Source organism: Mycetocola sp. Y171 (genome assembly GCF_056713165.1).
The window spans coordinates 715,843-729,235 of the sequence record NZ_JBWYGX010000001.1; the positions used below are offsets into that span (position 1 = coordinate 715,843).

The window sequence follows — 13,393 nt, forward strand, 5'->3', positions numbered from 1 at the left end:
GAGGGACGGATGCCTGTCGCAGCGTATCGGGGCCGGACCTCTCGGCCCGGCCCCGGCTCGCTGTCTTGCCTAGTACTGACGGTCGGGCAGCGCCTCGATGGCCTGCTCCTGGGTGAAGGTGGTCTCCTCCGTGATGATGCGTTTCTCGACCTCTTCGCCTGCGACGACCTTCTTCACGATGTCGACGAGCTGTTTGCCGAGCAACGGCGAGCATTCGACGATGAAGTTGATCTTGCCATCGGCGAGGGCCTGCATGCCGTCCTTGACCGCGTCGATCGTGATGATGGTGATGTCCTCACCTGGGACGAGTCCCGCTGCCTCGATCGCCTCGATCGCGCCGAGGCCCATGTCGTCGTTGTGTGCGTAGATCACGTTGACGTCCGGGTTCGATTTCAGCAGCGCCTCGGTGACCTGCTTTCCGCCTGCGCGGGTGAAGTCACCGGTCTGCGACGCGACGACCTCGAACTTCTCGTCGGCCTTGATGACCTCGGCGAAGCCCTCGGCGCGGTCGAGCGCCGGTGCAGCACCTGTGGTTCCCTCGAGCTGGATGATCTTCACCGGGTCGGTCGAGTCCTTGTACTGCTCGACCAGCCACTCACCCGCCTTCTTGCCCTCCTCGATGAAGTCCGAGCCGAGGAAGCTCACGTAGAGCGAGTCGTCCTTGCTGTCGACGGCGCGGTCGGTCAGCACCACGGGGATGCCGGCATCCTTGGCCTCGTTGAGAACGGCGTCCCATCCGGTCTCGACGACCGGCGAGAAGGCGATGACGTCGACCTGCTGCTGGATGTACGACCGGATCGCCTTGATCTGGTTCTCCTGCTTCTGCTGGGCGTCGGAGAACTTCAGCGGGATGCCTGCCTCTTCGAAAGCGGACTGGATGTCTGCGGTGTTTGCCGTGCGCCATCCGCTCTCCGCTCCGACCTGGGCGAACCCGACGGTGATGTCGGCCGGGTCCTTGGGCCCTTCCCCCGCGTCACCGCCCCCGCCCCCCTGGGCGCAACCGGTGAGTGTCAGGAGCAGCGCGCCGATCGCGACTGCTGCTCCGAGTGTCTTTTTCACAACCAAACCTCCTTGTTCGGCCGGCGACGACGGGATTCGCACTGCTGTGTCGTGGTGCCGGTCGGCCAGTCCATTCTGGCCGTGCCTCGAATGTTAGCGCTCACAAAATGACGAGCACAAGAGTCTTATGGAATATTTCGCGATCAATTGTGAGCGATCACAAACGGCACACGAAGAGGGGCGGATGCCCGATGGCACCCGCCCCTCTCGTCGATGTTCCCTAGAAGCCCTGCGCCAGGCGGTAGTACGCGTTGTTCCAGCGGACCTCGCGAGCGAAGCCGTCGAGCGTGGTGTCGTTGTCGATGACGAGCAGCTCGGTCTTCGCGATCTCGGCGAAGTCACGGAACACGTCAACGCCCACCGCGGTCGACATGACCGTGTGGTGCGCGGCACCCGCGGTCAGCCAGGCTGATGCCGACGTGGCGAACGACGGCTGAGGCTTCCACACCGCGCGGCCGACGGGCAGCTTCGGCAGTGCCTCCGCCGGCTCGATCACGTCGACGACGTTCGCGACGAGACGGAACCGGTCACGCATGTCACTCATGGCGACGACGACGGCTGGGCCGGGGTCTGCGTTGAAGACCAGGCGCACGGGGTCGTCCTTGCCTCCGATGCCGAGCGGGTGGATCTCGAGTGTCGGCTTCGCCGACGAGAGACCAGGGCTGACCTCGAGCATGTGGGCGCCGAGGATCTGTTCCTCCCCTGGGACGAGGTGGTAGGTGTAGTCCTCCATGAGCGAGGCGCCACCTGGGAGGCCTGCGCCCATGACGGACGCCGCGCGCACGAGGATCGCGGTCTTCCAGTCTCCCTCGGCACCGAAGCCGTATCCCTCGGCCATGAGGCGCTGCACGGCAAGGCCCGGGAGCTGCTTGAGAGCACCGAGGTCTTCGAACGAGGTCGTGAACGCGCCGAAGCCGCCCTCCTCGAGGAACGAGCGCAGGCCGATCTCGATCGCTGCTCCGTCGCGGAGCGAGGAGTGGCGGTCGCCACCCTTGCGGAGCTCGGGGACGACGTCGTAGAGCTCTTCGTACTCGGCGACGAGGGCGTCGATGTCGCTCTCGGATGCCGCGGCAACGGCATCCGCCAGTTCGTTGACTCCCCAGGTGTTGACCTGGACGCCGAACCGCAGCTCTGCCTCGGTCTTGTCGCCCTCGGTGACGGCCACGTATCGCATGTTGTCGCCGAAACGCGCGAGCTTGAGCTCGTGGGTGGCTGCCCACCCGGCGGCGGCGCGCATCCACGTGCCGACCTGCGCGGTGACGGCCGGGTTGGAGACGTGGCCGACGACCGTCTTGCGCGAGACGCCGAGACGGGTCTGGATGTAGCCGAACTCCCGGTCGCCGTGCGCGGCCTGGTTGAGGTTCATGAAGTCGAAGTCGATCTCCCCCCACGGCAGCGCCACGTTGGCCTGCGTGTGCAGGTGCAGCAGCGGCTTCTTCAACGCGTCGAGGCCGGCGATCCACATCTTCGCCGGTGAGAACGTGTGCATCCAGGCGATGAGGCCGATGACCTTGTCGTCGGAGTTTGCGTCGAGAGCCGCGCGGCGGATCGATTCGGAGTCCTTGAGCACGGGCTTCCAGACGACCTTCACCGGGACGTCGGATGCGGCCCCGAGCGTCCGCGCGATCTCCTGCGACTGGTCGGCGACCTGCTTGAGTGTTTCTTCACCGTAGAGGTTCTGGCTTCCGGTGAGGAACCAGACCTCGTAGGCATCGAGCGAGGTGGTGAGTTTAGGCATGTGTGTCTCCTTGGGAATCGGCGAGCGCGCCCTGCGGCGCCTGGCCGTAGACGTTCTGGTAGCGGTCGAACAGCGAATCGATGGCGGGCTGGGGAATCGGCACGGCGTCGCCGAGCTGGCGGGAGATGTGCACGGTGCGGGCGACGTCTTCCACCATCACGGCGGCCTTGACGGCATCCTTCGCATCCTTGCCGATGGTGAACGGGCCGTGGTTGGCCATGAGGACGGCGCGGCTTCGGTGGCCGGTGAGCGTCTCGACGATGCCGCGACCGATCGAGTCGTCTCCGATGATGGCGAACGGACCGACGGGGATCTCGTCGCCGAATTCGTCGGCCATGGCCGTGATCACGCACGGGATCGGCTCGTTGCGCGCCGCCCACGCCACCGCGTAGGTGGAGTGGGTGTGCACGACACCGCCGACCTCTGGCATGTGGCGATAGACGTAAGCGTGCGCTGCCGTGTCACTCGACGGCGACCGCTCGGAGCCGGGGGTTCCGGGGATGACGGCGCCGTCGAGGTCGCAGAGGATCATGTTCTCGGGTGCCAGGTCGTCGTAGCTCACGCCTGACGGCTTGATCACGAACAGGTCGGCGCCCGGCACTCGGCCGGAGACGTTCCCGCCGGTCCAGACGACGAGGCCGTAGCGCACGAGTTCGCCGTGCAGGCGGGAGACGTCTGCCCGGACCCGGGCGATGGCGACTTCGATCTCAGGGGAATAGGTGCTCACGCGAGCCTCTCTCTTTTCGGTCAATTCTAACGTTGTAAGTCGGTGCGGATGCTGAGTTCGGCCAGGCCACGGGCGGTGGCATCGGCGCCCGTGAGTTCGGCGGCGAGGCGGGTGCCCCTCTGAACGACGAAGCGATCGCACACGCCGACGAGTTGGGCGGCGTCCCCGGCCTCGAGCACAACGGCCGCCCCTGCTTCTGCGATGGCTTCGATGAGGTCGCGCCTGGCCTTGCTCTCCGCAGGCGAGAGTCCGGAGAACGGCTCGGTGAGGAGCGCGACACGTGGCGGCGTCGCGGCCCATCCGGCGAGCACGTCGTCCATGTCCTTCGTGGACGGCCGCGACCGGCCGCCGGGGATGGCGTCGATGAGCATCGACGGGGCACGCCGGGGAACGTAATCCCGCCTGGGGTCGATGATCCCCATCTTCGCCAGCCGGGCCAGAGACTCCCCTGAGACGCTTGTCGGGATGCCACCGATCAGGCCGACGTCGTATGCGGGCGGGTACTCCGAGATGAACAGTACGCGTGCGGCGATTGCGCGCTCGACGGAGGAGAGGTCGACCGGTTCGCCGTCGAGCAGGACGGTGCCGTCGACCCGACCGCCTGAGGATGATCCGAAGACGCCGAGGACAAGGTCCTGCGCGCCGGCGAGGCCGACGATCTCGCCCGCACGTACCAACAGGGAGGCGTCCTCCACGACCGGCCGGTTCCGATGGACCGGATGCGACACCGAAATGTCCCGGAGCTCGAGAACGACAGGCCCGAACACGCGGGCGGGCCTGGCCGGCCGCTCGTCGTCGCCGACGAGAAGGTCCATCAGCCTGGCGCTGTCCGTCGGGCTCGTCGTGCCAACGACCGTGCCGTTCCGGATGACGCTCACGGCGTCGAGAGGACGCGGAGACCGTCTCAGCTCTGCGATCCCCTGCACGGCGACGACGACCGGAGTCACGTCTGCCGCCCGGGCGAGCGCCGCGTACCAGCGCCGGGATTCGTCGGCGCTGAACGCCAGGGACCGGTCATCGACGATGATCAGCTCCGGAGTCCTGGCCAGGGCCCGTGCCAGTTCGACGATCCGGCGGTCGACCATGTCGAGGTCGAGGATCGGTGTCGACGGCTGCACGGCTAGTCCGACTGTGCCGAGCAGTTCGGTTGCGCGTCGGTCGAGATCCCGCTTCCTGGGGAAGAAGCCGCTGCCCCCTTCGGCGCCGAGCAGGACGTTGTAGCCGACGGACTGCAGCGGGATGATGAGCGATTCGGCTCCGAGAACCGGCACTCCGTCTGACGCGGGCACGCCGCCGAGCACGGCGATCAGCCGCGCGCCGTCCGGCACCGCGCCGAGGAGGGGCATCCGCTTCTCTTTCATGGAGGATCGCCCGGGTCGCCGGCAGAGCGCCTGCGACCCGGGCGGGTGCGTTACTTGCCGCCCGAGCGACGCTTGTTGTAGACGTCGAAGGCGACCGCGAGCAGAAGCACGAGGCCCTTGACGGCCTGCTGCCACTCGATGCCGAGGCCCAGGATCGACATACCGTTGTTCAGGACACCGATGATCAGACCACCGATGATCGCGCCGCCGATGGTACCGACGCCACCCTGCACGGCCGCTCCACCGATGAATGCGGCCGAAATGGCCTCGAGTTCGAAACCGTCTCCGGCCTTCGGACCTGCAAGGTTGAGTCGGGCGGTGAAGATGAGACCGGCGAGGGCAGCGAGCACGCCCATGTTCACGAACAGGAGGAAGTCGGTCTTGCGGGTCTTGATGCCCGACAGCTCTGCGGCGTGACGGTTGCCACCGATTGCATAGACGTGGCGGCCGAAGACGCTGCGGTTCATGATGATGCCGTAGATGAGCACGAGGACGGCCAGCACGATGAGCGTGATGGGGATGCCCTTGTAGCTGGCAAGCGCGTAGGCGAAGAAGCCGATCGCGACGGTGATGAGAACGAGCTTGGCGACGAACCAGACGATCGGCTCGACCTCCTGGCCGTACTTCTGGCGGGCGCTGCGGGTGCGGAACTGACCGATGATGAGGGCGACGACGGCGACGGCAGCGACGATGAGCGTGAGCGGGTCGAGTTCGAGGTCACCGAAGACGTTGCTGAGGAAGCCGTTTCCGAGTGCGCGGTACTCGGCCGGGAACGAACCGATGTTGGCGTTGCCGAGGACCACGAGGGCGAGCCCGCGGAAGATGAGCATGCCTGCCAGCGTCACGATGAACGCTGGAATCCCGACATACGCGACCCAGAAGCCCTGCCAGACACCGACGAGCGCACCGATTCCGAGCGACAGGATGATCGAGAGCCACCACGGAAGACCCCACGAAACGGCGAACACACCCGAGCAGGCGCCGACGAATGCGGCGACCGAACCGACCGAGAGGTCGATGTGGCCGGCGATGATGATCATCACCATGCCGATGGCCAGGACGAGGATGTACCCGTTCTGGACGATGAGGTTCGAGATGTTCTGCGGGCGCAGCAGGATGCCGTCTGTGACGATGGCGAAGAACAGCACGACCGCCAGCAGGGCGAGGAAGATACCGTTCTTGCCGAGGTCGGAGACCAGGTGGCTGAGCCAGCTGGTGAACTTGTTCTCGGTGGGGTGGATTCCGCCGCCTGCAGCGGTTTCTTCGGTCACCGGGGTCTGGGTGTTTGACATGTCGAGGTTCTCCTTGGTGGTGCCGGGCGCGCTAGCGCGGCTTTTCCATGGTCATGAGCTTGAGAAGGGATTCCGGGTTGGCTTCCTCGATCGGAAGCTGGCCGGTGATGCGTCCCTCACTGAGGGCGTAGATGCGGTCGCAGATGCCGAGGAGCTCGGGAAGTTCGCTGGAGATGACGATGATCCCCTTGCCTTCGGCGGCGAGGGCGTTGATGATCGCGTAGATCTCGTACTTGGCGCCGACGTCGATGCCGCGGGTCGGCTCGTCGAGGATGAGCACCTCAGGGTCGGAGTAGATCCACTTCGACAGCACGACCTTCTGCTGGTTGCCGCCTGACAGCTTGCCCGTCTTGGCCAGCACGTTCGGCGCCTTGATGTTCATGCTCTTGCGATAGCCGTCGGCGACCTTGTATTCCTCGTTGTCGTTCACGAGTCCGTTGTTGGAGAGCTTGTCGAGCGAGGCGAGGGCGATGTTGCGCTTGATGTCCTCGAGCAGGTTGAGTCCGTAGTGCTTGCGGTCCTCAGTGGCGTAGGCCAGGCCGTTCTTGATCGCCTCGGAGACGGTGCGCGTCTTGATCTCGATGCCGTGCTTGAACACCTTGCCCGAGATACGCGTGCCGTAGGTGTGTCCGAACAGGCTCATGGCGAACTCGGTACGTCCGGCGCCCATCAGGCCGGCGATGCCGACGATCTCACCGGCGCGCACGTTGAGGCTGACGTTGTCGACCATGACACGGGTGGGGTCCTGCGGGTGGTGGGCGGTCCAGTCCTCGACACGCAGGATCTCGGCGCCGATGTTCGGCGTGTGATCCGGGTAGCGGTGTTCGAGGTCGCGACCGACCATGTCCTTGATGATGCGCTCTTCCGTGACATCCGTCTTCTGGATGGTCTCGATCGTCTTGCCGTCGCGGATCACGGTGACCGTGTCTGCGACCTTCTTGATCTCGTTGAGCTTGTGGCTGATGATGATCGACGTGATGCCCTGCTCCTTGAGGTGCAGGATCAGGTCGAGCAGGTGGTCGGAGTCCTCGTCGTTGAGGGCAGCGGTCGGCTCATCGAGGATGAGCAGTTTGACCCGCTTCGACAGCGCCTTGGCGATCTCGACGAGCTGCTGCTTGCCGACACCGATGTCGAGGATCTTGGTGGTCGGGTTTTCCTTCAGGCCGACCCGGGCCAGCAGCTTCGCCGCCTCGTGGTTGGTCTTGTTCCAGTCGATGAGACCGAGCGCGCCGGTCTGTTCGTTGTTGAGGAAGATGTTCTCGGCGATCGAGAGGTAGGGGCTCAGCGCGAGCTCCTGGTGGATGATGACGATGCCCTTAGCTTCCGAGTCCCGGATGTCCTTGAACTCGACGGTCTCGTCTTCGAAGACGATGTCGCCCGTGTACGTGCCGTGCGGGTAGACACCCGAGAGCACCTTCATGAGCGTCGACTTGCCTGCCCCGTTCTCACCGCAGATGGCGTGGACAGTGCCCCGCTCAACGTCGAGTGTGACGTCCGACAGTGCCTTGACACCGGGGAACGTCTTGGTGATGCTGCGCATCTCGAGGATGTTTGTGGTCACTTTCGCACCTTCTCCATACCGAAAACCTGCTTCATTGCTGGCTGTACGCCGGTGGAGGAGAATCTACTCCCCCACCGGCGTGCAGCAGTGAACCGGTGTTAGCCGATTTCTTCTTCGGTCCAGTAGCCGGACTCGACCAGGACTTCGTTGATGTTGTCCTTGACGACGATCTGCGACTCGAGGAGGAAGGACGGGACGACGAACTTGCCGTTGTCGTAGTCCTCGGTGTTGTTCACCTCGGGCTCCTCATCGTTCAGAACGGCAACCGTCATCTCGACCGCGGCCGTTGCCAGCTTGCGGGTGTCCTTGAAGATGGTTGCGAACTGCTCGCCGGAGTTGATGGCCTTGACCGAGTCGAGCTCAGCGTCCTGACCCGAGATGATGGGCCATTCGTCACCGACCGTGTAACCTGCGTCGGTCAGAGCCGAGATGATGCCTCGGGAGATGCCGTCGTACGGCGAGAGAACGCCGTTGACCTTGGTGCCGTCCGAGTAGCTCGACGTGAGGATGTTCTCCATGCGCTTCTGGGCGGTTTCGCCGTCCCAGCGGAGCGTGGCAGCCTGCTCAAAGCTCGTCTGGCCGCTCTTGACGACCAGCGTGCCTGCATCGATGAACGGCTTCAGGGTGTCCTGAGCGCCGTTCCAGAAGAAGGTTGCGTTGTTGTCGTCGGGTGAGCCGGCGAACATCTCGATGTTGAACGGACCTTCGGGAGCGCCGTCAACCGGTGCGCCTTCGAGGTCGACGAGGCCGAGGCCGTTGAGCACCGAGTTGGCCTGCTGGACGCCGACCTTGTAGTTGTCGAACGACGCGTAGTAGCTGACGTTCTCGGTGTCGCGGATGAGGCGGTCGTATGCGATGACGGGGATCTCGGCGTCAGCGGCGTCCTGGAGGACCTGCGTCAGCGTCGTGCCGTCGATCGAAGCGATGATCAGGGCTTCTGCGCCCTTGGTGATCATGTTCTCGATCTGCGAGACCTGGGTGGGGATGTCGTCTTCTGCGTACTGCAGGTCGACCTTGAAGCCCTCGGCTTCGAGCTGCTCCTTGACGGCGTTGCCGTCCTGGATCCAGCGCTCGCTCGACTTGGTGGGCATGGCGACACCGACGAGGGCGCCTCCGCCCGCTCCGTCGCCTTCGCCTGAGCCGCCCTGCGAGCACGCTGCGAGCGACACGACCATTGCGCCTGCCGCGAGTGTCGCGATGAGAATCTTCTTCACTGTGTTTTACCTCTCTGTAATCGGTGCCATGGACGTCTTTGTCGCCTGAAATCTCAGACAGGGGGTGGTGTTCCGCGTGAGCAGGCTGCGTCCATGAATGCCGTGCTCGATCCGGCTGCCGAAGCAGGCGGGGTATGCGGGTAACCGCGAAAAGGTGTGGGGACTCCTTCGTCACTGTCGTTTCCGACTTTGCAATGTGACCGTTCACATTGTTGTCACATGTTACTCAGAAAACCAACTCCTCTGTCAAGTCGGAATGTCTCAGTTTGGTAACCCCGCCAGGGGAGCCGTTCCCGGGCGGTCAGAACGAGGGCGGGCCCGTCGACGAGCGCACGATGAGCTCGGGCTGGATCCGCGCGGCGTACTCGCCGGCGGCGTCCCCCATCGTCCCGAGGAGCTGGGCGACGCACCGCCTGCCGAGTTCGGGGAAGTCCTGGCGCACCGTCGTGAGCGGCGGCCAGAAATGTGCGGCCTCGGGGATGTCGTCGAAACCGACGATGGAGACATCGTGCGGAACGTCCTGGCCTGCGTCCCTGATGGCGTGGATGAGACCGAGCGCCATCTGGTCGTTCGACGAGAAGATCGCCGTGAAGTCCCTCACCCTCATCAGCTCCCTGCCGGCGTAGTAGCCGAACTCCGCAGACCAGTCCCCGAGGATCGGGGCGGTCGTCGGAACATCCTGCGCGTTCATCTCCTCGAGGAATCCGCGCATCCGGGCTTCAGCCTCGATCCAGTCCTGTGGGCCTGCGAGGTGGTAGATGCTGCGGTGACCGAGTTCGATGAGGTGCCGGGTGGCGAGGCGCGCGCCCGCGACCTGGTCGACGGCGATGACATGGTCGTCACTGCCTTCGCTCGTGTTCATCGTGACGAACGGCACACGAAGATCGAGGTTGGAGATCGCGCGGAAAACCCGGACCTGCGGCGCAATGATGACAAGGCCTTCGATCGCCTGGGCGTTGAGATGATCGAGCGCCGTGATGATCGAGTCTTCGTCCGTGGCGGTGATGTTCGCCGTCGACACCATGTAGCCGGCGTCCTGTGCGGCGCTCTCGATGCTCTGGATGATGCTCGACGGACCGTAATGGGCACGCTGGGAGGCCAGCACGCCGAGGGTGCGCGACCGGCTCGTGACGAGGGCCCTGGCGGCACGGTTGGGTCGGTACTGCAGCTCGTTCATCACGTCGAGGACGCGCTGCCTGGTCGAGTCCCGGATGCTCGGGTGGTCGTTGAGCACGCGCGAAACGGTCTGGTGACTCACTCCGGCGAGACGCGCGACGTCGCGGATGTTCGGGGCTTTGCCCTTGTCGACGCTGTCTGTCACCGAAACACCCTTGAATCCATGTGCACGGTCACATCCGCGCGATTACGTCAATTATGCACGTCCGGGCGAGGAACTCCACCTCACGGAAGTGGCGTCGGGGGCGGATGTGACGACTATGTGACAACATCGGCACGGTGTCACACGGCTGTCACATCGGGCTGACTGGCGCACAGCTCCGCCGCGGAACGGGCGCACGGGCCGCTCGGTCACGGCTTCCCGCCGACAGGGTCGAGCCCTGCGCGCGACACGGCGGAGTTATGCTCGTGTGTCGCCGGTGACGCGCCGTCCGGTGCCGACCCGCGAACCGACGGCGACAGCCGCGCAACCGATCGCCGCGGCGAGGGCGAAGCATCCGGTGAACGACCAGGCTCCGCCCATCCCGGCGAGGGCCGTGAAGACGATGCCGGTGGATGCCAGTGCGAGCGCTCCGCCGAGCGAATCCGAGATCGACAGGGCGGAACTGTTGAAGCCCTGGTCCCGTTCGGTCGAGTACGCGAGGGTCAGCACGCTGAGCCGCGGGTACATGAGCCCCATCCCGGCTCCGCCGAGCAACCAACCCGCGATGATGACCACCGGTGAAAGACCGGCAGCCGAGGTGAGAACCGCGATGAGGATCGAGGCGAGCACCAGCAGCGACCCGATCCACATCGCACGCACGTGCGTCAGCGCATCACCGAGCCTGCCCTGGAGCCAGGACGCCGACGCCCAGGTCAGTGCGGCACCGGTGAGGGCAAGACCGGCGAAGGCGGGTGAGAAGTCGTACTGCTCGGTGAGCAAATAGGGGATGTAGACCTCGGCGCCGAAGAATGCTGCAGCGATGAGACCGCGGACGAGGATCACCGTCGGCAGTCCACGTGCGGCCCTGAGCGTGCCGGTCGGGACAAGGGGTTTCACGGCGAGGAGCGCGATTCCGATGGCCAGGACCGCGGCGATGCCGACGAACGCGCCGTCGAGCTGGGCGGAGAGGTTCAAGCCGAGCACGGCCGTCGCTGCGAGCAGAGCCCAGGCGATCGGGCCGGCAGCCCACCGCGGACGACCCTCGACACCGAAGTCCGGATCCCCGCTGAGCATCTTCAGTGCAGGCACGACCATGAGCATGGCGACGAGGATGAGTCCGACCACCCCGAGGAAGACCCAGTGCCAGCTCGTCAGTTCGGCGACGACACCGGCGGCGAACGGTCCGATCAGCGACGGGATCACCCAGGCAGCCGCGAAGCCGGCGAAGATCTTCGCGTGGAGCGCCGGTGGGTAGATCCGCGCGACCACGACGTAGAGGGCCACGTTCATGGCTCCCGAGCCGAGGCCCTGCACGAGGCGGCCGACCACGAGCATCCACATGTCGACAGCGGTCCCCGCGATGATGAGCCCGGCGATGAACACGGCGACCGACGTGATCAGGGGAGCGACGGGGCCGTTTCTGTCCGACCAGTTCCCCGCGACGACCATGCCGACGACTCCCGACGCCAGAGGGCCGGCGAAGGCCAGCGCGTACAGTGACGCCCCGTCGAGATCGGCGCTCACGAGCGGCATGATCGTTGTCACAGCCAGCGACTCGAAGGCAGCGAGGAAGACGAGGGCACAGGTGCCGATCGTCACCCACAGGTAGCGTGCCGAGTAGATGCCTGGCGGCTCCTCCTGCCCCGGGCGCGCGGATGCCGCGTCAAGCCTGGCGTTGGAAGTCACGCTCTCGAGCCTAGCCATTTTCCGCGCGTGCAGTCAGCGTCGGGACGAGCGCCCGCCGGCGGCATCCAGGCGGAGTCACGCACCAGGCACCACGACTGCCGTGCGTCCCAGCCTGTGCTTCACGAGCGTCACGACGACCGCAGCGAGCCCGAGAGCGAGCGGAACGACGAGGGTCAGTCCGGCGAGCAACAGCAGTCCGGCGACCATCACGGCTGCCACGACGGCCATCCACCATCCGGCTGAGTAGCGCTCGAGCAGCCGGAGTGCGGCGATCATGCCCAGCGCGTACACCGCGACCATCGAGCTCGTGTGGATGAGCACGAAGGCCTCGAGGTTGCCGCCGGTCAGCCACGCGGCCGTCATATAGGCGAGGCCGAGCGCAGCGACGAGGAGCAGGGCGCGGCGGGGCACTCCGCCCTGCTCGGCCCCTGCGCCGAGCCAGCGCGGCAGGTCGCCGTCACGGCCGAGGGAGGCTCCGAGCTTCGCGAACGCGCCGGCGTACGCGTTCATCACCCCGAGTGCGACGATCACCGCGATCACCGTGACGCCGATCCGACCGGCGCCGGGCACTGCGGTGTCGACGAGGTCGATGAGCGGGACGGTCGACGTGGCTGCCCGCCCACCGAGGACAGAGACGGTCACGTACTGCAGGGCGAGGTAGGCGGCGCCGACGATCGCGATGGCGATCGCCGTCGCCCATGGGATGGTCCGGCGCGGATGCCTGAACTCCCCGGCGATGTGCGTGACGGCTTCCCAGCCGGCGAACGCCCAGACGAACAGGCTGATGGCGAGGCCGACCCCTCCCCAGCCGTTCGGGAGGAACGGCCGCCAGTTGGCGGCATCCGCCTGGGGAAGCGACAGGGCGACTGCGCCGACCACCAGCAGCACGAGGGCTGCGGTGAGCACGAGTTGGACGGGACCGGCGAGACGCAAGCCGACCGCGTTGAACAGGAGCGGCGGAATGAGGATGGCGAGCGCGATGAGGTAGACCGCGCTCCGGTCGAGTCCGGCGGACGCGACGATGTACTCGGCGGCGAGCAGCCCGATGACGGGCATGCCGACGCTCACCCCGAAGAAGAACCAGTACCCGGTCGCCCTCGCTGCCGTCGGTCCGAGCGCGAGCCTCACGTATGTGGCGACTCCGCCGGAATCCGGATGCCGGGCGGCGAGCGCCGCGAACGTCCCGGCGAGCGGCACCGAGAGCACGAGCACGGCAAGGACGGCGACGATCGAGGCGGGGCCGGCAGCGCGCGCGGCCAGCGCGGGCAGCAGCAGGATCCCCGTGCCGAGCACGGCGGCGGTGTACATCGCGCTGCCGAGGACCAGCCCGATCGAACCGCCGGCAGGCGCCTCATCCTGGGCGGCCGGTGTCGCGGTACGTGGAGCGGTCATCCCTCAATCGTGCCGGGAGACGGGATGCCGCGCGATGGCGGAAAT

The 13,393-nt window shown here is 66.0% G+C and carries 10 protein-coding genes; all 10 read right to left on the reverse strand.

All coding sequences use genetic code 11. The annotated features are described in order from the left end of the window. Positions 1-69: 69 nt before the first annotated feature. The 10 genes from AC1M2K_RS03360 to AC1M2K_RS03405 all read right to left on the reverse strand — a co-directional run bounded on the left by AC1M2K_RS03360 (position 70) and on the right by AC1M2K_RS03405 (position 13,348). Positions 70-1,059, reverse strand: a complete 990-nt coding sequence (locus AC1M2K_RS03360; RefSeq protein ID WP_480239838.1) for an ABC transporter substrate-binding protein — start codon at positions 1,057-1,059, stop codon at positions 70-72. A gap of 220 nt (positions 1,060-1,279) precedes the next feature. Then, positions 1,280-2,797, reverse strand: coding sequence for an L-arabinose isomerase (gene araA / locus AC1M2K_RS03365; protein WP_480239839.1), 1,518 nt, complete (start codon positions 2,795-2,797; stop codon positions 1,280-1,282). After that, the gene (locus tag AC1M2K_RS03370; RefSeq protein ID WP_480238005.1) at positions 2,790-3,524 is read right to left on the reverse strand and encodes an L-ribulose-5-phosphate 4-epimerase; all 735 of its coding nucleotides are present in this window, start codon (positions 3,522-3,524) and stop codon (positions 2,790-2,792) included. Before AC1M2K_RS03370 ends, araA begins: the two co-directional genes overlap by 8 nt. A gap of 26 nt (positions 3,525-3,550) precedes the next feature. Beyond that, complete coding sequence (locus tag AC1M2K_RS03375; RefSeq protein WP_480239840.1) at positions 3,551-4,870, reverse strand: hypothetical protein; 1,320 nt, start codon at positions 4,868-4,870, stop codon at positions 3,551-3,553. A gap of 65 nt (positions 4,871-4,935) precedes the next feature. Beyond that, entirely contained in the window at positions 4,936-6,177 is a 1,242-nt protein-coding gene (gene mmsB / locus AC1M2K_RS03380; RefSeq protein ID WP_480238007.1) for a multiple monosaccharide ABC transporter permease, read from the reverse strand. 31 nt (positions 6,178-6,208) lie between these two features. Further along, positions 6,209-7,738 carry a multiple monosaccharide ABC transporter ATP-binding protein gene (mmsA, locus tag AC1M2K_RS03385; RefSeq protein WP_480238008.1) on the reverse strand — a complete coding sequence of 510 codons (1,530 nt, stop codon included), beginning with the start codon at positions 7,736-7,738 and terminating at the stop codon, positions 6,209-6,211. 98 nt (positions 7,739-7,836) lie between these two features. Beyond that, complete coding sequence (gene chvE, locus AC1M2K_RS03390; RefSeq protein WP_480238445.1) at positions 7,837-8,913, reverse strand: multiple monosaccharide ABC transporter substrate-binding protein; 1,077 nt, start codon at positions 8,911-8,913, stop codon at positions 7,837-7,839. A 340-nt stretch (positions 8,914-9,253) separates the two neighbouring features. Continuing rightward, complete coding sequence (locus tag AC1M2K_RS03395) at positions 9,254-10,273, reverse strand: LacI family DNA-binding transcriptional regulator (protein WP_480239841.1); 1,020 nt, start codon at positions 10,271-10,273, stop codon at positions 9,254-9,256. Between the two features lie 255 nt (positions 10,274-10,528). Next, positions 10,529-11,956 carry an MFS transporter gene (locus tag AC1M2K_RS03400; RefSeq protein WP_480239842.1) on the reverse strand — a complete coding sequence of 476 codons (1,428 nt, stop codon included), beginning with the start codon at positions 11,954-11,956 and terminating at the stop codon, positions 10,529-10,531. A gap of 75 nt (positions 11,957-12,031) precedes the next feature. Continuing rightward, complete coding sequence (locus AC1M2K_RS03405; protein WP_480239843.1) at positions 12,032-13,348, reverse strand: APC family permease; 1,317 nt, start codon at positions 13,346-13,348, stop codon at positions 12,032-12,034. Positions 13,349-13,393 lie beyond the last annotated feature (45 nt).

Coding starts and splice junctions, on each gene's coding strand:
- araA (WP_480239839.1), bottom strand. CDS start 2,797: ATGCCTAAACTCACCACCTCGCTCGATGCCTACGAGGTCTGGTTCCTC.
- AC1M2K_RS03375 (WP_480239840.1), bottom strand. CDS start 4,870: ATGCCCCTCCTCGGCGCGGTGCCGGACGGCGCGCGGCTGATCGCCGTG.
- mmsB (WP_480238007.1), bottom strand. CDS start 6,177: ATGTCAAACACCCAGACCCCGGTGACCGAAGAAACCGCTGCAGGCGGC.
- chvE (WP_480238445.1), bottom strand. CDS start 8,913: ATGGTCGTGTCGCTCGCAGCGTGCTCGCAGGGCGGCTCAGGCGAAGGC.
- AC1M2K_RS03405 (WP_480239843.1), bottom strand. CDS start 13,348: ATGACCGCTCCACGTACCGCGACACCGGCCGCCCAGGATGAGGCGCCT.